The 26974-nt window shown below is 48.3% G+C and carries 28 protein-coding genes and 1 pseudogene; 11 read left to right on the top strand and 18 right to left on the bottom strand.

Annotated features, from left to right (window positions below; all coding sequences use genetic code 11):
• Positions 1–284: 284 nt before the first annotated feature.
• The 5 genes from HHX48_RS15235 to HHX48_RS15215 form a co-directional block, all read right to left on the bottom strand.
• The gene (locus HHX48_RS15235) at positions 285–1934 is read right to left on the bottom strand and encodes a S8 family serine peptidase (RefSeq protein ID WP_191026294.1); all 1650 of its coding nucleotides are present in this window, start codon (positions 1932–1934) and stop codon (positions 285–287) included.
• A 484-nt stretch (positions 1935–2418) separates the two neighbouring features.
• A complete protein-coding gene (rlmB, locus tag HHX48_RS15230; RefSeq protein ID WP_191026293.1) occupies positions 2419–3156 on the bottom strand; it encodes a 23S rRNA (guanosine(2251)-2'-O)-methyltransferase RlmB in 738 nt (245 codons plus the stop codon).
• A complete protein-coding gene (gene rnr, locus HHX48_RS15225; RefSeq protein WP_191026292.1) occupies positions 3157–5472 on the bottom strand; it encodes a ribonuclease R in 2316 nt (771 codons plus the stop codon).
• Positions 5473–5650: 178 nt separating this feature from the next.
• A complete protein-coding gene (locus HHX48_RS15220; protein ID WP_191026291.1) occupies positions 5651–6268 on the bottom strand; it encodes a tetratricopeptide repeat protein in 618 nt (205 codons plus the stop codon).
• A gap of 76 nt (positions 6269–6344) precedes the next feature.
• A complete protein-coding gene (locus tag HHX48_RS15215; RefSeq protein ID WP_191026290.1) occupies positions 6345–6590 on the bottom strand; it encodes a TIGR02647 family protein in 246 nt (81 codons plus the stop codon).
• Positions 6591–6792: 202 nt separating this feature from the next.
• Here HHX48_RS15215 and ubiD point away from each other — a divergent pair, with 202 nt between their 5' ends.
• The 4 genes from ubiD (at position 6793) to HHX48_RS15195 (ending at position 11541) form a co-directional block, all read left to right on the top strand.
• Positions 6793–8262, top strand: coding sequence for a 4-hydroxy-3-polyprenylbenzoate decarboxylase (gene ubiD / locus HHX48_RS15210; RefSeq protein ID WP_191026319.1), 1470 nt, complete (start codon positions 6793–6795; stop codon positions 8260–8262).
• A 39-nt stretch (positions 8263–8301) separates the two neighbouring features.
• Complete coding sequence (gene fre / locus HHX48_RS15205; protein ID WP_191026289.1) at positions 8302–8997, top strand: NAD(P)H-flavin reductase; 696 nt, start codon at positions 8302–8304, stop codon at positions 8995–8997.
• 60 nt (positions 8998–9057) lie between these two features.
• Positions 9058–10425: a M28 family metallopeptidase gene (locus HHX48_RS15200; protein WP_191026288.1), complete on the top strand. Its 1368-nt coding sequence runs from the start codon at positions 9058–9060 to the stop codon at positions 10423–10425.
• Positions 10426–10515: 90 nt separating this feature from the next.
• The gene (locus HHX48_RS15195; RefSeq protein WP_191026287.1) at positions 10516–11541 is read left to right on the top strand and encodes a substrate-binding periplasmic protein; all 1026 of its coding nucleotides are present in this window, start codon (positions 10516–10518) and stop codon (positions 11539–11541) included.
• A 10-nt stretch (positions 11542–11551) separates the two neighbouring features.
• Here HHX48_RS15195 and HHX48_RS15190 read toward each other — a convergent pair whose 3' ends face one another.
• Positions 11552–11815 carry a DUF7218 family protein gene (locus HHX48_RS15190; RefSeq protein WP_191026286.1) on the bottom strand — a complete coding sequence of 88 codons (264 nt, stop codon included), beginning with the start codon at positions 11813–11815 and terminating at the stop codon, positions 11552–11554.
• Positions 11816–12128: 313 nt separating this feature from the next.
• Between HHX48_RS15190 and HHX48_RS15185 the strand changes: the two genes are divergently transcribed.
• Positions 12129–13031 (top strand): SDR family oxidoreductase, encoded by a 903-nt coding sequence (locus HHX48_RS15185; protein WP_191026285.1) that lies wholly within the window; start codon positions 12129–12131, stop codon positions 13029–13031.
• A gap of 93 nt (positions 13032–13124) precedes the next feature.
• Positions 13125–13616: a DUF421 domain-containing protein gene (locus HHX48_RS15180; RefSeq protein ID WP_223858452.1), complete on the top strand. Its 492-nt coding sequence runs from the start codon at positions 13125–13127 to the stop codon at positions 13614–13616.
• Positions 13617–13781: 165 nt separating this feature from the next.
• Here the strand turns inward: HHX48_RS15180 and HHX48_RS15175 are convergent, their stop codons facing one another.
• The 5 genes and pseudogenes from HHX48_RS15175 to HHX48_RS18790 all read right to left on the bottom strand — a co-directional run bounded on the left by HHX48_RS15175 (position 13782) and on the right by HHX48_RS18790 (position 15906).
• Positions 13782–14357, bottom strand: a complete 576-nt coding sequence (locus tag HHX48_RS15175; protein ID WP_191026283.1) for a hypothetical protein — start codon at positions 14355–14357, stop codon at positions 13782–13784.
• A gap of 12 nt (positions 14358–14369) precedes the next feature.
• On the bottom strand, positions 14370–15080 hold the full coding sequence (locus HHX48_RS18805) for an LruC domain-containing protein (protein ID WP_263406969.1): 711 nt from the start codon (positions 15078–15080) through the stop codon (positions 14370–14372).
• A 192-nt stretch (positions 15081–15272) separates the two neighbouring features.
• Positions 15273–15374: pseudogene (locus tag HHX48_RS18985) on the bottom strand (hypothetical protein); the annotation flags it as partial.
• Complete coding sequence (locus HHX48_RS18795; RefSeq protein WP_223858441.1) at positions 15338–15694, bottom strand: hypothetical protein; 357 nt, start codon at positions 15692–15694, stop codon at positions 15338–15340. The pseudogene HHX48_RS18985 and the gene HHX48_RS18795, both read right to left, overlap by 37 nt.
• On the bottom strand, positions 15676–15906 hold the full coding sequence (locus tag HHX48_RS18790) for a hypothetical protein (protein WP_223858439.1): 231 nt from the start codon (positions 15904–15906) through the stop codon (positions 15676–15678). The genes HHX48_RS18795 and HHX48_RS18790 overlap by 19 nt, the downstream gene beginning before the upstream one ends.
• 255 nt (positions 15907–16161) lie before the next feature.
• On the opposite strand from HHX48_RS18790, the gene HHX48_RS15165 reads away from it, so the two are divergent.
• From HHX48_RS15165 to HHX48_RS15155, 3 genes are read left to right on the top strand one after another with little or no spacing between them, the layout of a single operon-like run.
• Positions 16162–16710, top strand: coding sequence for a GbsR/MarR family transcriptional regulator (locus HHX48_RS15165; protein ID WP_191026282.1), 549 nt, complete (start codon positions 16162–16164; stop codon positions 16708–16710).
• 15 nt (positions 16711–16725) lie between these two features.
• Positions 16726–18087 carry a cytochrome ubiquinol oxidase subunit I gene (locus HHX48_RS15160; RefSeq protein WP_191026281.1) on the top strand — a complete coding sequence of 454 codons (1362 nt, stop codon included), beginning with the start codon at positions 16726–16728 and terminating at the stop codon, positions 18085–18087.
• Between the two features lie 9 nt (positions 18088–18096).
• Positions 18097–19107, top strand: a complete 1011-nt coding sequence (locus tag HHX48_RS15155) for a cytochrome d ubiquinol oxidase subunit II (RefSeq protein ID WP_191026280.1) — start codon at positions 18097–18099, stop codon at positions 19105–19107.
• Between the two features lie 53 nt (positions 19108–19160).
• Here the strand turns inward: HHX48_RS15155 and HHX48_RS15150 are convergent, their stop codons facing one another.
• Both HHX48_RS15150 and HHX48_RS15145 read right to left on the bottom strand, forming a co-directional pair.
• Entirely contained in the window at positions 19161–20342 is a 1182-nt protein-coding gene (locus HHX48_RS15150; protein WP_191026279.1) for an acyl-CoA dehydrogenase, read from the bottom strand.
• Positions 20343–20447: 105 nt separating this feature from the next.
• The gene (locus tag HHX48_RS15145; protein ID WP_191026318.1) at positions 20448–20906 is read right to left on the bottom strand and encodes an Lrp/AsnC family transcriptional regulator; all 459 of its coding nucleotides are present in this window, start codon (positions 20904–20906) and stop codon (positions 20448–20450) included.
• Between the two features lie 39 nt (positions 20907–20945).
• Here HHX48_RS15145 and HHX48_RS15140 point away from each other — a divergent pair, with 39 nt between their 5' ends.
• Positions 20946–22034 (top strand): PLP-dependent cysteine synthase family protein, encoded by a 1089-nt coding sequence (locus HHX48_RS15140; protein WP_317983513.1) that lies wholly within the window; start codon positions 20946–20948, stop codon positions 22032–22034.
• Here HHX48_RS15140 and HHX48_RS15135 read toward each other — a convergent pair.
• Positions 21980–22660, bottom strand: a complete 681-nt coding sequence (locus HHX48_RS15135) for a hypothetical protein (RefSeq protein WP_191026278.1) — start codon at positions 22658–22660, stop codon at positions 21980–21982. The two genes, HHX48_RS15140 and HHX48_RS15135, sit on opposite strands and share 55 nt — an antisense overlap.
• A gap of 106 nt (positions 22661–22766) precedes the next feature.
• Here HHX48_RS15135 and HHX48_RS15130 point away from each other — a divergent pair, with 106 nt between their 5' ends.
• Positions 22767–23276, top strand: coding sequence for an AAA family ATPase (locus HHX48_RS15130; RefSeq protein ID WP_191026277.1), 510 nt, complete (start codon positions 22767–22769; stop codon positions 23274–23276).
• A gap of 18 nt (positions 23277–23294) precedes the next feature.
• Here HHX48_RS15130 and cspE read toward each other — a convergent pair whose 3' ends face one another.
• The 4 genes from cspE to ubiE all read right to left on the bottom strand — a co-directional run bounded on the left by cspE (position 23295) and on the right by ubiE (position 26863).
• Positions 23295–23504, bottom strand: coding sequence for a transcription antiterminator/RNA stability regulator CspE (cspE, locus tag HHX48_RS15125; protein ID WP_018984697.1), 210 nt, complete (start codon positions 23502–23504; stop codon positions 23295–23297).
• 280 nt (positions 23505–23784) lie between these two features.
• Positions 23785–25425: a ubiquinone biosynthesis regulatory protein kinase UbiB gene (gene ubiB / locus HHX48_RS15120; protein WP_191026276.1), complete on the bottom strand. Its 1641-nt coding sequence runs from the start codon at positions 25423–25425 to the stop codon at positions 23785–23787.
• Positions 25426–25436: 11 nt separating this feature from the next.
• Complete coding sequence (locus HHX48_RS15115) at positions 25437–26069, bottom strand: ubiquinone biosynthesis accessory factor UbiJ (protein WP_191026275.1); 633 nt, start codon at positions 26067–26069, stop codon at positions 25437–25439.
• Positions 26069–26863, bottom strand: coding sequence for a bifunctional demethylmenaquinone methyltransferase/2-methoxy-6-polyprenyl-1,4-benzoquinol methylase UbiE (gene ubiE, locus HHX48_RS15110; RefSeq protein ID WP_191026274.1), 795 nt, complete (start codon positions 26861–26863; stop codon positions 26069–26071). Before ubiE ends, HHX48_RS15115 begins: the two co-directional genes overlap by 1 nt.
• Between the last annotated feature and the right edge of the window lie 111 nt (positions 26864–26974).

Genomic DNA, 26974 nt, shown 5'->3' with positions numbered 1-26974 from the left:
AAAAGGGCGCGAAATGATAACAGAAAAGATAGGGCAACGATAGGCCAATTTTGAATTATTTTTAGGCGATGCCGTGTATTTTTTACGCCTGGCCCGAGCTGAAGAAAACATCAGTAACATGCGCGGAATTTGCGCTAAGAAACGGTCTATTTATTTAAAAGGGTGTCGATCTCAGGCGCGCACACTAACAACTGTCACAACTAATGGCAAGGGTCAGAATTATTACTGTATTTGCTAAACAAAAAAAGGCCGCGGGTGCGGCCTTTTGTTAACGATTACATCACTTATTCGTAGCTATAGTTCATGGTCACGCCAGAGTACGAGGAATATCCACGCAGACCGATGTGCCATGTGCCTGATGAAGGATTGCTGAATGTACATACTTCATCGTTGCCGTTTTTATAAGGACGGCAATCATAGGTAGACGTAGACGGCTGCGCGCCATATCTTACATACAGGTCAGCATCGCCAGAACCACCAGAGATACGTACCGTCATCGTCGATACGCCAGTAGGAATATTCCAGGTATAACGGTCCCACGCACCACTTGTGCCTGACAGGTTAGACAGTTGGCCAGATACCGGCTCAACACCGCCACCGCCTGTGCCACCACCAGAACCTGTGCCATCACAGCCATTGGTATTCAGATAATCAACAGCATTAGCGACCTTGATAATACCGTAGCCATAATAGTTATCACGACCAGAAGCACCACGATCTTTTGCTGTAGTATTTAGCGCGTTACGAATTTGCGTATTCGTACATTGCGGGAAGTAGCTCCATACCAATGCCGCGGCACCTGCAACGTGAGGCGTCGCCATGGATGTACCATTCAGGGTCGCATACGAGTTGTCAGGATAGGTTGAATAAACAGAAGAACCCGGCGCTGCAATTTCAACTGCAGAGTTATACTGTGAGTAACTTGCATGATTCTCGTTTGAATCAACCGCTGCTACCGACATAACTGCGCTGTAAGACGCTGGATACGACTTAGTGCTGTTACCATCGTTACCTGCAGCAGCAACCAAAAGCATGCCATCATCAACAAAGCCCTGCATAGCAGCACCTTCAGCAGATGATGAACCACCACCACCCAAGCTCATATTAACAACGTTTGAACCTGCGTTCTGACACTGTGTGATGCCATCGATAATATCAGAGGCGTAAGTCCAGTCACCATTATCGTTAAAGATCTTAACGATGTGCATGTTAACGCCGGGGTAAACACCCACTACACCCTGTGTATTGTCGTATGCTGCAATGGTACCGGCAACGTGCGTACCGTGACCATTACCGTCATTGTACCAGTTACCCACTGCAGAGTTATTGGCATTTCCCGTCAGGCCGTTATTTGTGCCTGGCAGATCACTGTGACCCAGATTGTAACCGGTATCGATAATACACACACGGCGCGCACTGGTATCGCTCTGGGCGAACTGGCTAGCCTGTACCATGTTGATGCCATAAGGCGTGGTTTGTGCCATCAGGCGACGCTTAGGATCGTCTGAAATTTCTTCGATATTGGGGTTTTTGCGAAGCTTGTTAAGTACTGACTTGCTCATTGAAGCGGCAACCATCTTGTGTTTGCCCAGTACTTTGTGCGGCTTGGCGCCAGCATTTTTCAGGATATTTTTAGCTGCAATCGCATCAAACGCGGCATCAGCAGCGTTTTCATTCGGGCCTTTGTTTGCTTTATCCTTGCCCTTCAATGCAGCAGATCCTGTCTGCTTGAACTTCACAATATAACGCTGTTCGTCTTGAACCAGCGATAACTTCTGGGAAAGTACATTTTGTAGCTGGCCGGCTTGCGATGCTGTCGCGGGTTCTGTGACCTTTACCGGACCATTGTTAACGGCTGCCGTGACAGATGCACTCAAAAGCGTTAACGATGCAACTACTGCTTTACCACAAAATGTGTGTTTATTATTCAACATTTGCTGTCCTTTTATCTTATTTTATTGTTTTGGTGTTACTTCTCCCTCGCTCTTCAATGTAGCGTTACAAAAGGGTTTTAACTTACTGCTGTAGCTTGCCAGTGATTTCATTTTATCGGAAAAAGACGCTTTTCCATGCCTCTCTCAGAATTACTAAACACCGTGAAAAACTACATTGCGTTCAAATCAGATGTCTGATTCGACATAGCCACTATACAAAAGCCGAAGTTGGTTTATGTATAAGACTTATTACATACTTATCATGCTTCATACCCCATGTCATCTTTTAGAAAAACGATGAAGTAAGTAATAAAACCGCACGATTTGCATGGACATTTCGATTTGCAACAAACCGTTAACAAATGACCACATGGCTAAGCTAGGGTATTTTTTGAGCGGATTAAAGAGGGAGGATAAATTTTAAACAAAAAAGGCTGTAAAGATTTATTCACTTACAGCCTTAAAAGGTATCATTGAGAAGGAGTTAGCGGCGCTGACGCACCATTTCGTAAAGGCAAATACCGGTAGCTACCGACACATTCAGGCTTGAAACACTGCCTGCCATGGGAAGTTTTATCAGTTCATCACACGTCTCACGTGTCAGCCTGCGCATGCCCTTACCTTCAGCTCCCATCACCAGTGCCATAGGCCCTTTAAGCGCAACATCATAAATCTCCTGGGTTGCCTCACCGGCTGTTCCAATGATCCACACACCCTGAGCCTGTAGTGCTTTAAGGGTGCGGGAAAGATTGGTGACCTGAATGAAAGGTGTTGTTTCAGCAGCGCCGCATGCAACTTTACGTGCCGTTCCGGTGAGGCCAGCTGACTTATCCTTGGGTACGATAACCGCATGTGCACCTGCTGCATTAGCCGTTCGCAGGCAAGCCCCCAGATTGTGCGGGTCGGTAACACCATCAAGTACCAGAAATAATGGTGACGGGTGTTGCCCGACAAGTCTATCCAGGTCACTTTCATCGAGTACCCTGGCCGGTTTAGCTTTTGCAACGATACCCTGATGTTGCTCGCCATTGACTTTCTCATCCAGCACCTTGCGATGACAAAACTGAACGCTGATGCCAAACCGTCGGGCCTGATTCACAGCATCGTTCAGCCGCTCATCGGTTCTGCCTTTGAGCGCAAATATTTCGATGATTCGCTCAGGTTCTGTCGACAATACTGCATCTATTGCGTGCAGACCATACAACCACTCATTTTGTGCCATTTACTTCTTCTTGCCTTTATTGGGTCTGTTACTACCCGCCCCTTTGCGAGGCTTATCTTTAGGTGCCCGTTTGCCAGGTTTGTCTGAAGACTTCTTACCCGCAGATTTCACCTTTACTTTTTTTCCGGTACGGCTCTTAAGCAGGGAATCATCCAGTACCAGGTCAATTTTTCGCTCATCCAGATTTACCGCGGCCACCTGCACAGAAACAGTGTCACCTAAACGGAACTGACGTGCGCCCGATTCGCCTGACAGTGATTGTTTCACCGCATCATAGTGGTAAAAGTCATCTTTCAATGACGTGATGTGTACCAACCCGTCAATATGATAATCCACCAACCGGATAAACAAACCAAATGTTGTCACCGAGCTAACTACACCATCGAAGCTGCTGCCCACGTGATCTTGCATGAACTCACATTTGAGCCAATCGGCAACATCCCGGGTTGCATCATCAGCGCGTCGCTCTGTCATTGAACATTGTTCGCCGAGTTGCTCAATTTCCTCTTCAGTATACGCTTTGGCACCCGCTACCTTCTGATTAAACGGCTTTTTAGACAAGATGCCTTTAATAGCCCGGTGCACTACGAGGTCGGGGTAGCGGCGAATCGGAGAGGTGAAGTGCGCATATTGCGCAAGTGCCAGGCCGAAGTGGCCAACATTGTCGCCGTCATACACGGCTTGCTTCATTGAACGCAGGAGCATGGTCTGAATCAGTTCCTGATCGGGACGATTACGGGTTTTGTTGACCACGGCGGTAAAATCAGATGGCGAGGCATCTTCAGTTATATGGTGTGGCACACCAATTTCTGCCAGATAAGAGGTAAATGCAGTAAGCCGGTCAGCATCCGGTTTGTCATGAACCCGGTAGAGTGCTGGCGCGCTGTGCGATTCCAGCATTTGCGCCGCGCTGACATTTGCCAGAATCATACACTCTTCAATCATCTTATGCGCATCATTACGTTCAACCGGGACGATATCCTCAATTTTTCGCTGCGCATTGAATACGAACTTACTTTCCTGTGTTTCAAACTCGATTGCGCCACGCTGCTGCCGTGCCTTTCTCAATACCCGGTAAAGATCATGCAGGTTACGTAGATGGCCGACGTGCGACTCATAACGCTGGTGCAGATCTTTATCGCCCTGCAAAATGTGCCAGACCTTATTGTAAGTAAGTCTGGCATGAGAGTTCATCACTGCTTCATAGAACTGATAAGCCTGTAGCTTGCCTTCTGCAGAGATTGTCATTTCGCAGACCATGCACAAGCGGTCTACTTCGGGGTTCAGCGAGCATAAGCCATTGGACAGCACTTCGGGGAGCATGGGGATAACCTGCTCGGGAAAATACACTGAATTACCACGATTTACCGCTTCTGTATCCAGCGCCGTACCCGGTCGCACATAATGACTGACATCAGCTATGGCGACCCACAATTGCCAACCACCATCATCCAGTGGTTCACAGAACACCGCATCATCAAAGTCTCTGGCATCTTCGCCATCAATGGTCACCAGAGGTAATTGTCTTAAATCAATTCTGCCCTGTTTAGCATCTTCCGGAACCTGTTCAGTTAAACTGCTTACTGCGCGTTCTACGCCTTGTGGCCACTGGTGGGGAATATCAAATGTGCGTAACGCCATTTCAATTTCCATACCCGGCGCCATATGTTCACCGAGGATTTCAGTGATTTTACCTACCGGGCTTACGCGCCGGCGAGGTCGCTGAGTCAGCTCAACGACTACCACCTGCCCCATTCTGGCGCCATTGACACTTTCCGGCGGAATGACAATTTCGTGATTAATGCGGCTATCGTCAGGAATCACTACACCAAAACCCTGTTCAGTAAAATAGCGGCCAACAATAGGCTCTTCCCGTGGCTCAAAGACAGCCACGATATATCCTTCCTTACGCCCTTTTCTGTCCGTGCCGCTGACGCGGGCATCAACCACATCATCATGCAGGAAAAGCTGCATCTGACCACCGCTAATATACAGGTCGCCGCTGTTGTCCTCAGGGCGCAGAAAACCAAAGCCGTCGCGGTGACCAATGATTCGTCCCCGGATCAGCTCATCTTTATCCTGCAGGATGTAGCGTTTGCTTTTTGTGAACTGAACCTGACCTTCCCGTTCCATGGCGCGAAGCCGGCGTTGCACGCCAATGTGGCTTTCCTCACTTTGCGCACCAACCGCTGCGCAAATTTCAAGAAAGGAAATCGGCTTGCCATGTTCTTTGATAACCGACATAAGAAACTCCCGACTGGCTACCGGGTTTTCATATTTTTCTTTCTCGCGCTGGTAATGGGGGTCGTCACTCATGCAGTTCGTCTTTCGCCCTTGATGTAGTTCAATAAATAAAGTATGGCGCCAGTATAACAGTTATCAGCGTGAAAACACGGCTTATCCGGCGCATCGTTAACGATACGCCGTCACAAAATTCTGTCTTTACCGACTTATCTGGCTTTTACTGAGGGCGAAGCGGGGAAGATCGATACGCTTAATAGACAACCTGGCGGGCGTTTCGTACCGCTTTAGGGTGCATGAGCTGTTCCAGCCGGTCGAGATAGCGGTCAATTTTGGCGTGCGTGTTTTTATTGTCAGTCACTGCATTAAATAGCCAGCGATAGGCATCTTCATAATCATACGGGCTGCCATGCCCGTCAATGAACAGCTTCACTAATTGCAACTGCGCATTTAAATTGCCCAGTGCAGCGGCTTCTCTGAGGTAAATTACAGCCCGCTGATTATCCTGCTGCACCAGCTTACCGGTGGCATAGTAACGGCCCAGTTGTTCAAGTGCGGCGGGCAAGCCCTGCTGCGCGGCACTGCGCATGAATTTAATGCCACGCTCGGGCTCAGCGTCTACACAAACGCCCCAGGCCAGCATGTCTCCCCACAGGAACTGATAAGCAGGTTCTTTTAACACCTCAGCGTGCGCTTCTATGTCCTGCACTAACTGACAGCGGTCAGCAACAACACGATCAAGATGCGCATTAGCATTGATCAGTGTTATCAGCTCATTTTGCGTATAAAGCTGAACGGCTTTTAACTGCTGAGCATGTACCGACCCTGCACACAGCAGGGCGAACGTAAGAATGATTAACTGCTTTATCATAGCTGACCCGAAATCTGAACGTTTTGCCTTATTGCTATCGGCAATAGCGGGTAAATCTGAAGCAGGAAATTAGCCGTTAATTAAGTTTTGAAAACAGCGCGCTGAAAACTTTGCGGGCATGATCTGCCACATCAATACCCAGATCTGTCAGGTAGCCACCATCAGGCTGGGTGATAAGCCCCTTGGTATACAAGCGCTGAGCAGCATTAACGATAGCATTGCTGGCGTCGTGATGTATTTTCAACCCTTGCATAAAGCTGTCGCTGGGAAATTTTAATAACAGATTGAGTTCTTCGGTCATGGCATTATCAAAAGTACTCATAGCGTCTCCTCGGTAAGACAGTCATTAAAGCGGTATCAGCAAAATACCACGCATCGCCTATCTCACACCCTTTCTGTATCGGTGTCCAGCGAAAATACTGTGCAATTCGTTTTTTTGCCCACGCTGGTTCGCACTGAATCTTATGCAAAGTATGATGTATACTGCAGCCAACCTTAAAGAACAAAAAGACCGTTTGATACTCATGAAATACAAAGACCTGCGTGACTTTATTGCCAAACTGGAAGCTCAGGGGCAGTTAAAGCGGATCTCCCGGGAAATAGATACCAACCTGGAAATGACCGAAATTGCTGATCGCACATTACGTGCCGGGGGCCCTGCCCTGTTATTTGAAAATCCTAAGGGTAGCAACATACCGGTATTGGCTAACCTGTTTGGTACACCCGAGCGGGTTGCGCTGGGCATGGGGCAGGACAGTGTTCATGCACTGCGCGAGGTAGGTAAGCTGCTGGCGTATCTGAAAGAGCCTGAGCCGCCTAAAGGCATAAAGGATTTGTGGAGCAAACTGCCGGTTTTCAAACAGGTGTTAAATATGCCTGCCAAGGAAGTGCGAAAGGCCCCTTGTCAGGAAGTTGTAGTCAGCGGTGATGAGGTGGATTTAACCAGTTTGCCCATTCAGCGCTGCTGGCCGGGCGATGCAGCACCGCTTATTACGTGGGGCCTGACCATCACCCGGGGGCCGCATAAAAAGCGCCAGAACCTGGGTATTTACCGCCAACAGCTGCTGGGTAAAAATAAGCTTATCATGCGCTGGCTTTCTCATCGCGGCGGCGCGCTGGATTTTCGCGAGTGGTGTCAGGAACATCCCGGCGAGCCCTACCCGGTTTCGGTTGCTCTTGGCGCCGATCCGGCCACCATACTGGGGGCGGTGACACCGGTGCCTGACACCTTGTCAGAATATGCATTTGCCGGTTTACTGCGGGGTGACAAAACCGAGGTAGTAAAATCAGTCAGTAATGACCTGCAGGTTCCGGCCAGTGCCGAGATTGTTCTTGAGGGCTACATCGACCAGAACGAGACAGCGCCCGAAGGACCCTACGGCGATCATACCGGCTACTATAATGAGGTAGACACCTTTCCGGTATTCACCGTTACCCATATCACGCATCGCAAACAGCCTATTTATCATTCTACCTACACAGGCCGTCCGCCGGATGAGCCCGCCATTCTGGGCGTTGCCCTGAATGAGGTGTTTGTGCCCATTCTGCAAAAACAGTTTCCGGAAATTGTCGACTTTTATCTGCCGCCAGAAGGCTGTTCCTATCGTATGGCGGTAGTCACGATGAAGAAGCAATACCCCGGGCACGCCAAACGCGTCATGATGGGCGTGTGGTCTTTTTTACGTCAGTTCATGTACACCAAGTTTGTCATTGTATGCGATGACGATGTGAATGCCCGTGATTGGAACGACGTGATCTGGGCCATTACTACTCGTATGGATCCTGCTCGTGATACGGTGATGGTGGAGAACACCCCCATCGACTATCTTGATTTTGCATCGCCGGTTTCAGGCTTAGGTTCTAAGATGGGCATGGATGCAACGAATAAAATGCCCGGTGAAACCAATCGCGAATGGGGCGAACCCATTCTCATGGACGATGATGTCAAACAGCGCGTGGATGACATCTGGAATGAGCTTGGTATCATGGACTAGCTCGCCATCGTTAAGCGAATTCAGTTAAGAAGAGAGTACATGTCAGATATTTTATGTCAGGTTGACGCCATCACGCCGTTGACCGAAGCGGTTTACAAAGTTGTGTTAACGCCCGCCAGCCCGGTCGACTTTTATGCAGGTCAGTATGTACTGGTGCATATGGGAGAAACCGACAAGCGCCCCTTCTCAATTGCCAATGCGGCATACAATAATCAGCAGATAGAATTGCATATCGGGGCTGATGAGAATAACGCTTACGCCAGTGAAGTGCTTGAGCGTATGAAAAGTGAAGGTGAAATTACGATAAGCGGTGGTCATGGTGAGGCACACCTGCAGTCAAATGGTAAGCCGATGATCCTGATCGCCGGCGGAACAGGTTTTTCCTATGCTTACTCGATATTGCAGCAATCGTTGAAGGACCATCCGCACACGCCGGTTACCCTTTACTGGGGCGGCAGAAATAAAGAAGATTTGTACTTGTTCGACGAATTGACCAGTATGGCTGAAGAAAACGAACAGTTTTCGTTTATCCCGGTCGTGGAATACGCCGATGAAAACTGGCAGGGAAGAACCGGTTGGGTACATCATGCCGTATTAGCAGACTATACCGATTTATCGGACAAGCAGGTATACATCGCCGGCAGATTTGAAATGGCCAAAGCGGCCAGAGATGATTTCTATGAGCGAAAGCTGCCTGATGATCAGTTATTCGGTGATGCATACGCCTTTATCTAACACCACGCCACCTCAATAATTATAAGGCGTGGTGACATAACAAGCTTTGAAGGAGCACTCATGAAACCACGCCTCAGCGTAACCGCTGCAGCACTACTTACCTTGCCTCTCACTCTATCTTCTGCCCAGGCAAAAGATACTGACAAGCTTCATGACATTGTTGCGGATGTATCCGCTGATCGGATTGAGCAGGACATTGAAAAACTGGTGGGCTTTGGTACCCGTCATACCTTATCTGAAACTGAGTCTGACACCCGCGGCATCGGTGCAGCCCGCCGCTGGATCAAACAGGAATTTGAAGCCATATCAAAAGAATGTGGCGGCTGTCTTGAAGTCATGTTCGTAGGTGACACCATCAGCGGTGAAAAGCGCATTCCCGAAGCCACTGAGGTCGTCAATGTTGTGGCGATTCAGCGTGGCACTACCGATCCTGATCGCTACGTGCTGATGTCAGGTGATATTGACTCACGGGTATCTGACGTGATGGACGCAACCTCTGATTCGCCTGGTGCCAATGATAATGCCTCTGGTGTGGCTGGTACACTGGAAGCTGCCAGAGTACTGAGCCAGTATAAATTTAATGGCAGTATTGTTTATGCGGCTCTTTCCGGTGAAGAGCAGGGCCTGTTTGGTGGCAAAATTCTGGCAAAGAAAGCGCAGGAAGAGAACTGGCGTCTTAAAGCGGTTTTAAACAACGATATGATTGGCAATATTGAAGGGGTCAATGGCGTCATCAATAATACAACCGCCCGTCTGTTTGCTGAAGGCACACGCGTGACCGAAACTGACGAGGAAGCCACGACTCGCCGATTTACCGGAGGTGAGGTTGACTCACCGTCACGTAATCTGGCTCGTTATATCGATAAGCTTGCCGATCAGTTCATCCCCAACTTAGATACAATGGTTGTTTATCGCCTGGACCGCTATGGTCGTGGCGGTCATCACCGCCCGTTCAATGACCTTGGTTATCCGGGTATTCGTATCATGGAAACCAACGAAAATTACGAGCGCCAGCATCAGGATCTTCGCACGGAAAACGGCGTTGAGTACGGTGATACGCTTGATGGTGTCAATTTTGAGTATGCCGCGAAACTGACTTCATTAAATGCGGTGAGCCTGGCCGCCATGTCCTGGGCCCCTGCACCACCCGCTGACGTACAGATTGAAGGCGCAGTAAAACCCTCTACGACACTGCGATGGAACGGCCTTGATAGTAACCAAAACCCGCAACTGGCCGGCTACAAGATATACTGGCGCTATACGGATGCTCCGCAATGGCAGTACAGTAAGTTTGTAGGTAACGTCAACGAGTTCACGCTCGAGAATGTGGTTATCGACAACTACTTCTTCGGCGTAGCAAGCGTCAGTAAAGACGGCTATGAAAGTCCGGTGGTATTTCCCGGCGCAGCCGGCAGTTTCGGCGAATAACGACGAAGCCGCCCTTAGAGGCGGCTTTTTTATTTCATTCTTTTAACTCGTCTTTTTTGCTATCGGTCATCGAAAACCGCTACACTGAACATGAGTGTAAGAATTAACACAAATAACGATAAAGGTGAGTCTGTGCGTGGTTTAACGGTATGTATGTGTATGATACTGGGCTTGTTCAGTTCCGTGGCAGGTGCTGAGATCAAGCTGGGCGCAGCGCAATTGCCCACCTTTATTGATGACGGTGACAAGCCCGCTCGGATTAATGCGATCATGCGCGAAGCTTTTTCTCGCATGGAGCAGGATGTGACACTTGAGGTAATGCGACCGGCATTTTTGGGTAGCGGTCTGCTCAGTGGGAAAATCGATGGTCATTATGCATTTGTCGATCTTGACGAGAAAAAGTCTGCATTCCTGTATTCAAAGCCCTATCTGCCGCTTTATCTGTTCGCAATCAGTAAGCATGAAGCGGTCATCTCCGTTGCTGAAATTGAGCACCTGATGGACCGTCGTGTTGCTATAGAAAACCGGTTTGCCAATACCGATAAAGTCCGCCTGATTAAAGATATCAAATGGGCCAGAAATCCCTCTACCTTTGATGCTTTCAAGCAACTTGCAGATGATCGCTCTTATTATCTGATGTCGTCACGCTTGTTAGTGGATGAATTTAATCGTTTATTAAGAAGCGAAGGCGAGCAACTTCTGCACTTTTCAAAAGTACCTTTGATTACAGCTGGCTTTCGCCTGGCAATGTCATCAGGGGAAGGTAATCAGGCAGTAGTTGAAGCATTTAATTCAACAATTGATGAAATGCAAAATGATGGTACCTTCAATGAACTGCTTAACGTCGCCTGGTTGACTAAAGATATAGACGGTGATGGAACTGCTGAGTTCATCACCAGTCGCGCTGTTACTCACCCCAAGCTTGAAGCGAGCGCTCTGACGCTGGCCTATCCGCTCGATACGAGTAGCGTCTCTGATGCGTCCACCTTTTATATCAATGGTGAAACTGCATCAGACTGGCAGGGGGCTCTCGGTCTGATGAGCGACGTCACACCTGTTCTGCGTCCGAGTTTGCTGGATGAAGAGGTTTATCAACAAATTTTATCGCGCTGGTAAACCTACACCCTTAATGATTTCGCAGGGCGTCGATAAGCTCATCTTTAGACATTTTTGACCGTCCTTCTATACCGACTTCTTTCGCTTTGTCATAAAGCGCCTGTTTCGTACGCTTTTCGTATTTTTTGCCTTTGCCGCCTTTTTCTGAAGGATGCTGGTCTGAGTTAGCCTGCGCATTGGCAATTCTTGCTGATTTTTCCTTGCTATAGCCCTGATCTCTGAGCTCTTCGTAAGTATCGTCATTTTTGATCTGCTTACCGTGATCTTTTGCCATTTTATAAACCCCATTCAAATTTCGTTTACGTGTCATGCATTGTGCTTACCTAAGTAGAAAGTACGCACGAGGGAAAAGAGGAGTTCTACATTTCGCCTTTAAGTATGAAATTTATGTCGCACCTTTAGAAGGTTTTCCTACTGTATTCTTGTGAGCACCATACTGTTGTCATTAACTATCACTACCTTTGCACACGCGCTTTATCCTCCAGCCCCCATGCTTTGGACAATTGGTTTGTTACTGCCATATGTGTGTTATCAGGAACGGAATCTGCACTTAATTCTTTTCATTTCTTTTTTAGAGAGATTATTCAATGAGTCAGACTAATCAGTATTCGATGCAGGATCCTCGTCATCAGTATCCACCTGGTAAAACACAACATAATGAAAATCAACCCGATCCCGCTTTAGATAGCAAGCTTTACCCAAAGGCTGATCACGGCGAAGACAGCTATCAGGGCAACAAGCGTCTGCAGGGCCGTAAAGCCCTCATAACTGGCGGCGATTCAGGTATCGGTCGCGCTGTGGCGCTCGCTTTTGCCAGAGAAGGTGCTGACGTGGTTATCAATTTTCTTGAAAGTGAAAAGGAAGACGGCGATACCACGCTGGCCATGATTAGAAACGCCGGCGTCAGGGGCGAAGCAATCATTGGAGATATCCGAAAAGAGACGTTTTGCGAGTCGCTGGTAGACAACGCTGTCGAATTTTTAGGCGGCCTTGATATATTAGTGAATAATGCAGGAAAGCAGATCTTTGCTGAAACGCTTGAAGATTTATCATCGGAACAGTTCACCAGTACTTTTGAAACTAACGTATTTGGTATGTTTTGGATTACCAAAGCTGCCGCCAGACATATGCCTGCGGGAGCCAGCATTATTAACTCTACCTCGATTCAATCGTATCAGCCTTCAGCGGGGCTGCTTGACTACGCGTCTACAAAAGGTGCGATCACCTCTTTCACTAAAGCTTGCGCGAAAATGCTCATAGAGAAAGGTATCCGTGTGAACGGCGTCGCACCGGGCCCGGTTTGGACGCCGATCCAGCAAAGCGGTGGTCAGCCACCGGAAAAAGTCGAAGGATTTGGGGAGCATGTGCCAATGGGCCGACCAGGTCAGCCGGCAGAACTTGCGCCTGTTTATGTCTTTTTAGCATCACAGGAATCCAGTTATATTACCGCAGAGATTATGGGTGTGACAGGCGGTGAGCACCTCCCCTGATTCTATCCGCACAAAAAATTTACCATGTCACTAACCTCATCAATACACGTTTAAGGATACTACTAAGTGTTTACAGATAATTCTGTGCTCGACATGCTTTTGAAAGGATTGCTACTGACCTCGCTGGCAATGTGCTGGGTCGTTGTATTGGTTCGGATAAATGGCTTGCGCTCATTTTCAAAAATGACCAATTTTGATTTTGTTATGACCGTTGCCGTCGGGTCGCTTCTGGCAGGCGCAAGCCAGTCACAGAGCTGGTTGTCTTTTGGTCAGTCTGCGGTGGCAATGATGACATTGTTTGTTGTGCAATACTCCACAGCACGCGCACGTAAAGCATCAGATACTTTTGAATCTGTGATGCAGAACCAGCCCGTGCTGTTGATGCGTGATGGTGAAATTATTGAACAAGCGCTACGACAGACTCGGGTTGCCAAAAGTGATCTTATGGCAAAGCTTCGGGAGGCCAATGTTCTGGAGATGTCTGAGGTACGAGCGGTGGTACTGGAAACAACCGGAGATATTTCTGTATTGCACGGCGCATCGTGCTCTCAAAAACTATTGCAGGGGGTCAGTCACCGTGAATGATTCCATTTAGATAGCCGGTCATTTCACACTTCTGAAGTACCCTGGCCATTAGCGAATAATTTAGTTTCGCGAACCTGTCATTAACTGCGTAATAACAGGCCACCAGCTACTTTGGTGACCTGTTACCTGGTTTATCCGCTAAAACAGCCGCTGACAGATAAAGGGCTATCTGAATTGATGAGTGACATAGTTATCTTCTGCGATGGCCACGAGTACTTCGTTTTCAATACCAAGGGCATTAAGTTCTATCAGCAACTTCTTCTGTATGCTGGCAATCTCAACTTTACGATAAATAGTGCCATTGCTATTTGTTTTTGCCACGGTCAGCAACGCTTTATTTTGTAGTTTTTCATCATCCATTGCCTCAATATCATTATCTACTACAGATACCAGCACCATTGTATTGGCAAGCGCCTGCCCATTGGCGCCGGTTGCAGTGATATCCAAAGTTATGACTTTATGGGTATCAAAGGTAAAGTCAGGCTCTACATAAAGCTGGGTGGATTTATTTGCTTCACTATCCAGCGCAGCGGTATCGGGAGTGTAATTCTCATCATCGGTACTTTCCTGCGATGTGGGAGGTGGTGCCGCTGGCGCTGTGGTTGCAGATACCGGAGCCGGTGTCGCAGAAGAATTGTCAGCCGGGGAACTGTCGCCTCCACCACCGCAGGCACTGACTAAGATTATGCTCAAACACACTACCATTGCCTGAAACAAAGAAGCTCTGACTAAATTAAACATGATAAATTCCTCTTACCGGTTCGGCACATAATACAGGTGGTTGCGATTACTGGTCTCAAACCAGTCTCTGGCCTGTTCGCCAGCACTTTCCACCCATGTTTCATAGTCGGCGTAGCACCAGACAATATCTTTGTACTCTCTGGGGTAATGCCAGGCACCGCTGACTTTTAAACCCCAGGACAGATTGTCAGCGCTGCGGTAATAACGCCCCGATGACGGATCTGACGTATCAGCATGCCTACCAAACAGTGAAGTATCCATTTTGTCGGTAGGCGGGTAGTCTGCAAAATGAATCTCATGCCCCCGCTTATTGGTGCGGAAAATAAAAAAATCAAAATCAGAATGCAGCAACGACGTTACCCCGGACGTGAACGTCACATCCACAGTAAATGGAACGGGCGCGTATTCGGGGCATTCTTTCACCGTGTTGAAGAACTGACAGCCATCAGCATCTCCCGTGGTGGTGAAATCGTGCGTGTTATTCCACAAAATTATCACAGCATCACTTTGACCCTGTTCAGCGCGAAGGGGAAAAGTCGTGCCATCAATAGAAATACTGCCAGCCTTGAACAGCGATGTCGGCATGTCCATCAAGCGAAGTGCAAAGCCATTTTTGAAGCCGGCGCCCCGCGCATCAATAAAACCTTCCAGCCTGAAACCGGTAATAGCACCTTGCGCATTGAAAATGGTTTGCAGGCGCTCCCGAATGACCAGATCATTCATGTCGTAGTCGCCCAGCTGTGGCCATTTATCTTCATAAGCCAGCAAAACATAATCTTTGTCCGAGGGGAAAAAACTACTGAAAGCACGATCGTAATCATTGGGAAATTCATCGAGGGTGTCCGATATGCCGTCGGCATCATTGAAGTCGTTGTCTCCCCAAGTACGCGGTAAGTCCTCAAATCCCAGAACAACCTCCTGCACATGCGGATCGTATAGAGCGGCCATATGTTGGCGCAGATCGTCACTGGACTCGGGATTCAGGTGTTTAAGCGAGTAATAGTAAGGAACTGCATTGCTTTTAACACCCGTAGTGCTTGAAAACCCATTTGCCGCGAGGAAAAAACGATACTGGTCCCTGCAGGAAAACGCCCGATACTGACTCTGTCTCCATGACGCAAGTGTGGATAGGACAAATTCGGAAAAATGATGGTTTCTCTTACCTCAGAAATGGTGGCCGGTGGATTGTCTTTATCAAAGATAAAATAGCCAAAAGCGTTCTGATAATCCGCTCCCTCGTGCAGAAACGTCACAAATACCTCACCCTCTTCTTTAAGATAAACCGTAGAGCCTGCATCATCGGTAATGAATGCCTCGTTCAGCTCACTTTCAGGCAACGCATTGGCAATTCGCTGAAAGAACGCATCCGGATAATTATTAATGTAAGAGAGAGCGTCAGGCTTACCGGTAGCCTGTCATAACCAGAGGGCCAGGCCTGCTGTGAGTTAAAACGCCAGACATACTGTCCATCGACGACTTCTACCGCGCTTACCCATGGCGTCAAAGCAGCCAGTGTCAGTGCGGTGCAAACGGCACGCTTCATTTTCATCGTTAATCCTTACTTTGAAATACATCCATGTATGCAGAGCGACATACGTGCCATTTATTAATTGCCAGTTAGATCAACAGATTAAATAAAAAACAATGGCCGGCACGACTTACGTTTCGCAAAATGCAATGCGATTTTCACAAAGCAAAGTATCGATTGAGGATGAATATTGGCCTCAAATAACTAACAAATATTGATCTGCATCAACATTCGATCTAAACTTTCAATAATTTCTGAAACTTCAGTATAAAAGTTATGACACCAATTGTGACATCAGCAGTAATGCATTTTGGCGAGATGGGCAGTCGCTGGGGATTTAATCGAACTGTCGGCCAAATGCTGGCTCTAATTGTATTAAGTGAAAAGCCTCTGGCGGCCCAGGAGATAGCCGATGCGCTAAATATCTCACGGGGCAATACCAGTATGGGGCTTAAAGAGCTTCAGTCCTGGCGCCTGATCAAACAACAGTCAGTCCCCGGCGAACGAAAAGAGTTTTTTGTTCCGGCCGGTTCTATCTGGGTTCTGGCCAATCGCGTGTTTGAAGAACGACGCAAGCGGGAAATTGATCCGACTATGTCACTGCTTCGGGATTTAATGCTGGACAACCCTGCTCACGAGGAAGATGCAAACGTACAGGAAAAGCTGAATGAAATTCATGACCTGCTGGAGTCGGTGACAGCCTGGTCACAGGAGCTACAAAACTTAGGGCCTGAAAAGTTAGCAACGCTAATGAAACTTGGCTCTGGCGTAGGACGGATCCTGGAGTTAAAAGACAGAATCTTACCCGCTAAGGCTCAATCATAACGTTAGGAGGTCGCAATGGACGCTTTCATATTATCGCGTCTTCAGTTTGCGCTGAATATCAGTTTTCATATTCTTTTTCCCACCATTACCATCGCATTAGGCTGGTATCTTTTTTATTTTAAATTGCGCTCCAACCTCTCCGGTCACCCGGTCTGGATGCGCATGTATCGTTTCTGGGTCAGGGTATTTGCACTGACTTTTGCCCTGGGCGTAGTAAGTGGTGTGACGATGTCCTTTCAGTTTGGCACAAACTGGCCCGGGTTTATGGAAAAAGCCGGTAACGTAGCCGGCCCGTTGCTGGGCTACGAAGTGCTCACCGCGTTTTTCCTGGAAGCCACGTTTCTGGGCATCATGCTATTCGGTATCCGCCGCGTCCCTAACTGGCTACATACACTATCCACACTGATTGTGGCATTCGGCACGACCGTCTCAGCGTTCTGGATACTGTCTTTAAACAGCTGGATGCATACACCGCAGGGACACGAAATCATCGATGGGGTGATATACGCTAAAGACTGGAGCGAAATTATATTCAATCCATCGTTCCCCTATCGCTTTGCGCACATGTTGTTGGCGTCCGGTCTGACAGCCAGTTTTCTGATCGCCGGCTTGTCTGCTTATCGTATATTCCGTGGCGATGACAAAATGGCGCCAAAACTGGCACTTAAAACAGCGACCTATACCGCAGCGGTTTTAATACCTTTACAAATCTATGCTGGTGATTTGCACGGTTTAAATACGCTGGAGCATCAGCCACAAAAAGTGGCAGCGATGGAGGGCGTCTGGGAAACTGAGCGGGGAGCCCCGTTATTACTGTTCGCTATCCCCGATGAAGACAATAAAACCAACCATTTCGAAATTGGTATCCCACGGGGTGCCAGTCTCATTCTTACCCATTCTCTGGATGGTGAAATTAAGGGGCTGAATGAGTTCGAAGGCGAGCACCCTCCCGTGGCCCCGGTCTTCTATTCATTCAGAATCATGGTGGGTATGGGTATGCTAATGCTGGTTTGTGCCTGGCTGGGTAGCTTCTATCTTTATCGCAAGGGCACATTGCCCGGTTGGCTGAATAAAGTATTTATGGCCATGAGCTTCAGCGGCTGGATTGCAACATTAGCCGGATGGTATGTCACCGAAGTTGGCCGTCAGCCCTATCTGGTCTATGGCGTACTGCAAACCAAAGAGGCGGTGACCGGTCTGCCTGCGGCCAATGTGGCATTTTCATTTACCCTTTATGCCACGATTTATGCGGTACTGCTTATCGCCTATATGGGAACCTTAACGCTGATGTGCCGACGCTCGGTCGAAATTGAAGAAATTACCAGCGAAGAGCGCGAAAAAGCGAAAGCCTCTAAAATTTCACCGCTGAGCGCCTAGGAGAACACTATGCCATTTGAAGGTTTATCTATAGAAGTGCTGGGTGATATTTACATCGGCTTGCTCGCGTTGGCAATTTTGTTGTATGCCATCCTCGACGGTTATGACCTGGGCGTCGGCGTATTGCTGCCCCCTCGCGAGGAACGTTTTCGTGACGATATGATCGCGTCGATCGGACCTTACTGGGATGCTAACGAAACCTGGTTGGTGCTGGCGGTGGGCCTGCTGCTTTTTGCCTTTCCTGATGCCCACAGTGAAATCTTACAGACGCTGTACATCCCTGCCACGCTGATGTTATTGGGTCTCATATTGCGTGGGGTGTCCTTTGACTTCAGAGCTAAGGTTGCTCAGGTCAAAAAACGCAGATGGGATCTCTCATTTAAGTATGGCTCGTTGCTTACCACGTTGTCCCAGGGGTATATGCTGGGTATTTGGGTCACCGGCTTGCGCACCGATTTGTGGGCGCAGGGGTTCGCCCTGCTCTCTGCGTTTGGTCTGACTGCTGCTTACGCCTTCATCGGCGCTTGCTGGCTGATTTTAAAGTCAGAATCTGCACTACAGGAGAAGGCAATTTACTGGGCACGACGGGGCCTGATTGTATTATCGGTAGGTATTGTTGCCGTCAGTATTGCCAATCTCACTTTACATGATGATGTGCGTCAGCTGTGGCTAAGCTCAAACTGGGGCTTTTTGCTGATGGCGATCCCGGTGGCATGCTTTGGCTTGCTAAGCTTTTGCGGCGTTATACTTAAAAAGATGCCGGAAACTGACGGCCGGGGTGAAAAGCTACCCTTTATTATTGCGATGACAGTTTATGTCTTATGCTTTGCCGCATTCGGACTGAGTTATTATCCCTATGTGGTACCGGGAAAAATGACTATTGCTGATGCAATCAGTGATGCAAATTCGTTGCGCTTCTTATTGGTTGGCGCCAGCATCGTGGTGCCGTGTATTCTGGCATACACTTTTATGGTTTACCGGATATTTGCCGGCAAATCAGAGAAGCTCACGTATTATTAATAAACAATTTCAGCAGGCTTGCGGACCTTTGGTCGCAAGCCTCTGTCGCAATATCAGAAGAAAGCCTGTAATCCGGTCTGTGCCCGGCCTAAAATCAGGCCGTGCACATCATAGGTACCTTCATACGTATTAACCGTTTCTAAGTTAACCATATGTCGCATGATGTGATATTCATCAGCAATACCATTACCACCATGCATATCTCTGGACTTTCTGGCGATATCCAGCGCTTTGGCGCAGTTATTCCTTTTGACCAGCGATATCATGGCAGGGTCAAACTGACGATTATCAATTAATCTGCCCACTCTGAGCGATGCCTGCAGGCCAAGCGTAATTTCAGTTTGCATATCTGCCAGCTTGGTCTGGAATAATTGTGTTTGCGCCAGCGGACGGCCGAACTGGTGACGGTCGAGTCCATACTGGCGCGCTGCATGCCAGCAAAACTCTGCAGCGCCCATCGCACCCCATGAAATGCCGTAGCGAGCCATGTTCAGGCAGCTAAACGGGCCTTTTAAACCATGCACGCCTTCCAGACGACTTTCTGCAGGAACAAACACCTCATCCATCACAATTTCACCAGTAACAGATGCTTTTAAAGACAGTTTTCCTTCAATAGCGGGCGTAGAAAGTCCGTCCATGCCTCGTTCCAGAATAAATCCGCGTATGGCATCATTTTCGTCACTGCACTTTGCCCACACCACGAAGACATCGGCAATGGGCGAGTTTGTAATCCACATTTTACTGCCTGATAACTGATAGCCGCCATCCACGGTGTTAGCGCGCGTTTTCATAGACGCCGGGTCGGAGCCCGCATCCGGCTCGGTCAGACCAAAACACCCTACCCATTCACCGCTGGCAAGCTTAGGCAGATATTTTTCCTTTTGAGCCGGCGAGCCAAACGCGTTAATAGGATGCATCACCAGCGATGATTGCACACTCATTGCACTTCGGTAGCCACTGTCAACCCGCTCGACTTCGCGGGCAATCAATCCATAGGTCACATAGTTAACCCCGGGGCAGCCATATCCTTCAATTGTGGCACCCAGCATTCCCATTTCACCAAAGCGGCGCATGATGTCACGATCAAACGTGCCGTTACGGTTAGCCTGCAAAATGCCCGGTTGCAGATTTTCCTGACAAAAAGCGCGGGCTGATTCACTGATCATGCGCTCTTCGTCACTAAGCTGCTCATTCAGAAGTAACAAATCATCCCAGTTGGTTAAGGGCGACGCCATAATAGTTTTCCTTATGATCGATGATTAACGTCATGTGCAAAGTGTTAGCGTATCACGTTACGTGACAAACCGGTTTGATTTGCATCAGACAGTGGCAAAGCGTCATCATAAATGCTGCAATGGCATTGCTGTTGAATACTTTATCTGTTCCATGGCAAAGCTGGAGGTAACGTCATTAAGGTCGATGCCGTTGACCAGTCGCTTATAAAAATGATCAAAGCATTGCATGTCCTTTACCATCACCTTTAACAGGTAGTCGTACTCTCCACTCATACGATAAAACTCTACCACTTCATCGAATGAGGATGCATGACGGGCAAACCTATCCAGCCACTTTCCATCATGCTGTGCAGCTTTCACCTGCACAAATACAGTCATCGACAGGCCCAGCTTCTGTGCATCCAGCAATGCAACTTTACGCGTAATCAGCCCGGCTTGCTGCAGACGCTGCATGCGTCGCCAACATGGCGTAGCGGTCAGGCCAATTTCCTCAGCCAAGTCTGAAATACTGATATCGGCATTTTGTTGAAGAAGAGCCAGAATCTTCCTATCCACCGCATCCACAGAATAATTTTCCAAATAAACACCAGTTAAAAGTATATATTGCTCATCACAATAAATTTTAGTGCGGTAAATAGCAACATTCCCCACCCCATTCAGGCCACACTGTTGGTAGAACAACACGCAATAATGGGACGAAGTATGCTGGCAACGCCACACACACAACTTACGCAACCGGCGGTTATATACGACAGTATTACCCAGACGATTGGCCGCACACCATTAATCAGAATGCATCGCCTGGCGCGACAGCTTAAGTGGCACACGACGCCAATGGGCAAAGTAGAATTTTTCAACCCAGCCGGCTCAATCAAAGATCGCAGCGCACTGGCAATGTTTGAGGCACTACTGCAACACACAAAAGCGATAGAAAAGCTTGAAATTATTGAGGCCTCATCCGGCAACAACGGTGTCGCGTGCGCCTGGTTAGGTGCAATGCTTGACGTTCCGGTCACCATCGTCATTCCTGAGCACATGTCTGTTGAGCGTCAGCATCTTATCAGGCATTACGGGGCGAATGTGATAACAACGTCCAGGGAACTGGGTACAAAAGGCGCTATCGACCATGCGACCAAACTGGTTGCAGCCCGTCCTGATGCTGTATCGCTGAATCAGTTTTCTAACCGGGCAAATGTATATGCACATCAGATGCATACCGCGCCTGAAATCTGGCACGATACACAGGGAAAGGTTGATACCGTTGTAGCAGGCATTGGTACCGGTGGGACGATCACCGGACTATCCGGCGCACTTCGCGCAAAAAATCCTGATATTGAGATAATTGCGGTGGAACCCGCCCGATGCCCGGTGCTGAGCGAAAGCAGAAGCGGCGTACACAATATTCAGGGGCTCAGTTCCGGCCATATCCCGGAGATTCTTGATACCTCTTGTTACAATCAGATTATTACCGTAAGCGACGAGGATGCAGTAGATTTTGCCCGCAAGCTGGCCCGGGTTGAGGGACTGGCGGTAGGGATCTCGTCAGGCGCAGCAATGTGGGCAACCGGGCAACTGGCTCAGTCACCCGATTATGCCGATAAGCATATTGTTACTATTCTGCCCGATGGTGCTGAGCGTTATTTCTCAACCTCGCTTTTCGCCTCGCCGGAAGAAGCACTGTCTATGATTTGACCTTCGGCCCACCAGGGCTTTACAAAAGAGATTTGCTCAGGCGCTATTTTCATTTCATAAGGTGGCGCGAAAATACGCTTGAGTACAGATTCGTACTCTTTACTTTTAAAAACCAGCACACCCGTTTCTTCATACCGCTTCAGCAACATGTTATATGCTTCGATAGGATATTGCGGATTTTGTTGGGTGAATATCACTGTGCCGCCAAACTCATCATACAACGCTTTTTCTATTTGCCAGATACGCACCTGTTCATTGGCAATTTCTTTCACCGAACGACTATTTTCTGCATTGGCGTTTAACTGATCCCCAAAACGCGATGCAAATGCATCAACTAGTGTGTCGTCTGGTTGTATTTGCCGCTGTTTTGCAAAGGTGTCCATCACTTTGTCAATAAGTTGCTCAGCAAACCGGTTATGGCGAATTCGCGATAAGGCAAGTTGCCGGCTTACCTGCATCGCTTCGGCCGTTTCTGTCAGCTCTGCTTTGGTAGGAGAAATGTCAGATAACATCAGCGGCTTCTCATCTATCACTGCCAGCGTTTTTTCCTGCGCCCACGCCGTACTGAAAACCAGACAACCTGCGATAAAAACAATAGATTTTATGAAAACCTGAAAGTGGCTCATCGGTATAAACTCCATTAATAACCTTGCACGGCGATAATCGTCAGCATAAAGTAAAAACCGTCATACTGTCACCGCTAATCAACTTACAGCATCAGAGGTGGAGCGAATGCTTTACATCGTTACCGGCCAGCCTGCAGTGGGCAAAACGACATGGGCAACACGTCAGGCTGCAAATCTACGCGCCTGTCTGATTGATATCGATGACGTTTTTGAACCTGTCATAAAAGCCGGTTTAACGCTTTCGGGCATGAACGCGGATGACCGTGAAAGCGCTGCCTATAAGCAGGCTTTCAGAGAGCCTGTTTATGAAGCTATGTTTGCCGCCGCACGTGCCAACCTTACCCATGTGCCCGTTGTGCTGTGTGCACCCTTTACCCGGGAACTGACTAACCCCGAGTGGACACAACAACTAAAGCACCGCTTTGAATGCGATATCATTGTTTACTGGTTGCATGCCCCTGCGGCTCAGTTGAAAAAGCAAATGGAAAGGCGTGGAAATCCGAGAGACAGAGAGAAACTGGAAAACTGGGAGCACTATCAGAAGTATTTTTCGGCAGAGAAGCCGCGATGTGAGTATATTCCCATTGATATGGGAGAAAAGAAAAACGGCAGCTGATGCTGCCGTCTTAACGTTTTACAGTGCTTGAACGTTAGCTGCCTGCAAGCCTTTTTGGCCCTGCTCGACTTCAAATTCTACGCGCTGACCTTCGTTTAAGGATTTATAACCTTCTGAAACGATAGCACGGAAATGAACGAAAACGTCCTTATCACCGCTATCTTGTGTCAGAAAACCATAACCTTTGTCAGCGTTAAACCATTTAACGGTACCTGTAACTTTAGACATGTAGACCTCAAATCTCTCTTAAAACTTCGCTTTCGCGTATCTCTTCAATTCGTCTTTAACCGTGGACGAGTTATTTGGGTCTTACTTTGGAATGAACAAACCACTAACAGCAAATCACAGGTGTAACTTGAGTATTTATACATCAACGCAAAAAACAAAATAAACACGTCTCTTAAAGACTTAGCCCAATGGCTTTAAGTACTATAGCAGGTATTCAGGAAATTCATAGAAAAATAGGAAGCAATTAACATTTATCACAAAAATGTCATGTGCCTCTATTTTATGACTTAATTTTCTTGTGACCTTTGCGCCAGGATTGCCACCAGCACGTTATGCCAGCCAGCCCGGTAGCGCCTGGAATCGCCCAGTGTAAACCATAAACAGGAAGTAACGCCGCGACAATAATTAACGTTGCGCCAACGATGCCATAGTGCGTGGCGCGCATGTTATTTACCTGCAGGGCCATCAACTGCTGATGCTCCTGTTGCTGTTGCAGCGGTAGCGCCTTCATCTGCTGTAAACTGTCATGCAGTAAGTCTGGCATATCCGGCAATTTCTCAGACCAAAAGGGCAGATTCGCCTTCACTTTAGTCATCATGGCACGCAGGCCAACCTGCTCTTCCATCCAGTTTTCAAGAAACGGTTTTGCGGTTTTCCACAAGTCGAGCTGGGGATATAACTGCCGGCCAAGCCCTTCAATATAAAGCAGCGTTTTTTGTAACAATACCAGTTGAGGCTGTACCACCATATTGAAACGTCGCGCCGTATTAAAAAGCTGCAGCAAAACGTTGCCAAATGAAATTTCAGCCAGCGGCTTTTGAAAAATCGGTTCGCACACGGTGCGGATAGCCATTTCAAATTCGTCGATATTGGTATCCCTTGGGACCCAGCCAGAATCAGCATGCAATTGTGCTACTTTGCGGTAATCGCGATTGAAAAATGCCACGAAATTTTCCGCCAGATACCGCTTATCTTCTTTATTGAGCGTGCCGACAATACCAAAATCAATAGCGATGTAACGCGGCTCTGACGGCGTTTGCGTGCCAACAAAAATATTCCCCGGATGCATGTCTGCGTGAAAAAAGCTGTCGCGGAACACCTGCGTAAAAAACACCTCCACACCTCGCTCAGCCAACTTTTTCATATTGGTATTCTGGGCAAGCAGCGCATCCACATTAGACACAGGGATGCCATAGATACGTTCCATAATCAGTACATTATGGCGGCAATAATCGCTGTAGATCCGCGGTATATACAGCGCATCTGAGCCCTCAAAATTTCGCCTGAGCTGAATTCCGTTGGCTGATTCACGCAATAAATCCAGTTCGTCCACCAGCGTCTTCTGATACTCGGTGACCACTTCTACCGGTCTTAACCGCTTACCATCCGGCAGCCAGCGCTGCACCACCTGCGCCAGTGAGAACAACAGCTCCATGTCCGCATCGATGGTCTTGCGAATATCAGGACGCAACACTTTGACAACCACATCCTGGTTGTCATGTAACCGCGCTGCGTGCACCTGCGCAATAGATGCAGATGCCAGAGGCTCGATATGAAACTCTTTGAACAATTCACTTAAATCATTGAGCTCCAGTGCATCTTTAATGATTTGCTGGGCGATGTCAGAAGGAAAAGGCGCGACTTTGTCTTGCAAACGAGCCAGCTCGTTGGCAATGTCCGGATGCAACAGATCCCGGCGGGTCGACAGCATCTGCCCGAACTTAATAAAAACAGGCCCCAAAGATTGCAGTGCCATGGTGATACGCACACCAGCAGGCTGCCCTTTATGCTTATTGCGAATCCAGAAAATGGTTTTGCGCATGAGACGCGCATACCAGGGCATCCACCGGTCCGGAATAAGTTCATCCAGGCCGTGCTGGAGCAGCACCTTGTTAATTTGATACAAGCGAAATATTTGCATGGAGAGGAATACTACAAACTGTTCTCTAAAAGACGCAGGCGCGCTTCAAATCGCTGGGCATCATCCCGCAGCGCATCAACCTCGTCATTAAAATGCATCACTGCTAATTTTCCCACAGCGATATCCTTTTCCTCTGTAATGGCATTACTCAGACCGCGGGTAAGGCGTTCCGAAAAAGCCAAAACCTGCGCTTTAACCGCCGAGGCACTGCTGAAAATCTGGTGGGCGGGAACGTCACCGGTATAGGTTGAAAGCTGCTCTTCCCAATCGATGTCCAGCTGTTGAAATAATGCAGCCACCTGCTGGGCAATACCCGGCTCGCCCTGCAAATGCAGTTTGCCTTCACGGATAAGTTGCGTGATCTGACTGGTCTGGGTAAGTCGGGGCAACACATCAAAATGTGTTTTGATATAACAGGTGTTTTCGTCTACGTGAACCGACACATCCTCGTAAGGATGATGCTCCAGAAGAATATCCACTTTTGATGAAAACGCCAGCGTTACCCCCCAGGGGAAGCCGTCTAAAAACACGGTGAGTCGTTTGCCATTTAGCAACGCCAGTCGTTTCTCACTGTCTTCGTCCAGCGCGATGACCTTGTTGATGAGCGCTTCCGCTGAGGCGGTAAACAAAGACGATGCCGGCATTAAAATTTGTATCCGCGATGGAGCGCGACAATACCACCAGTGAGATTGGTATAATCACACTGCTCAAAGCCGGCACTTTCAAACATGCCTTTCAGCGTTTCCTGGTCAGGGTGCATACGAATACTTTCAGCCAGATAGCGATAGCTGTCAGCATCATTGGCGACAACCTGTCCCATTCTGGGCAAGATATGAAATGAATACATATCGTAAATTTTTGAAAGGTGCTCTGAGGCGGGCTTGGAAAACTCCAGCACCAATAAACGTCCACCCGGCTTCAATACCCGGTAAATAGAATTCAGCGCATTTTGTTTTTCTGTCACATTACGCAGGCCGAATGCCATGGTCACGACATCAAACGAGTTATCAGGAAAGGGCAGCGCTTCTGCATCGGCCTGCACATAATCAATATTGTTCACCAGCCCCTGGTCGCGAAGCTTGTCGCGGCCTACTTTGAGCATCGACAAATTGATATCAGCCAGGGTGACTGACCCTGTCGGACCGACCAACCGTGAGAATTTCGCGGTCAGATCACCGGTTCCACCTGCAATATCCAGTACTTTGTGACCGGCACGCACACCCGCGCAGTCTATCGTATAGCGCTTCCATAAACGATGCACGCCAAACGACATCAGGTCGTTCATCACATCGTATTTGGCAGCAACAGAATCAAACACATTAGCAACCAGCGACGCTTTCTGTGACTTTTCGACTTGCTGAAATCCGAAATCGGTTTGCTCTGTCGACGCGTTAGGGGTGCGTTGTGAGGCTTGCTCCCGGCTATCTGTATCGCTCATACCATTCCTGTACCTGTCATCTGTTGGAAAGGAAGTGTACCCAATATCGCAAACCAGCAACAGCCATTTACGGTGAAAATAGCGCAATTAACGGGTTATCCGGTCACAGCC

The organism is Salinimonas profundi (genome assembly GCF_014750655.1).
Taxonomy (GTDB): domain Bacteria; phylum Pseudomonadota; class Gammaproteobacteria; order Enterobacterales; family Alteromonadaceae; genus Alteromonas; species Alteromonas profundi_A.
Note: the sequence above shows the minus strand (reverse complement) of the source record. Positions and strands in the feature narration are given on the sequence as shown.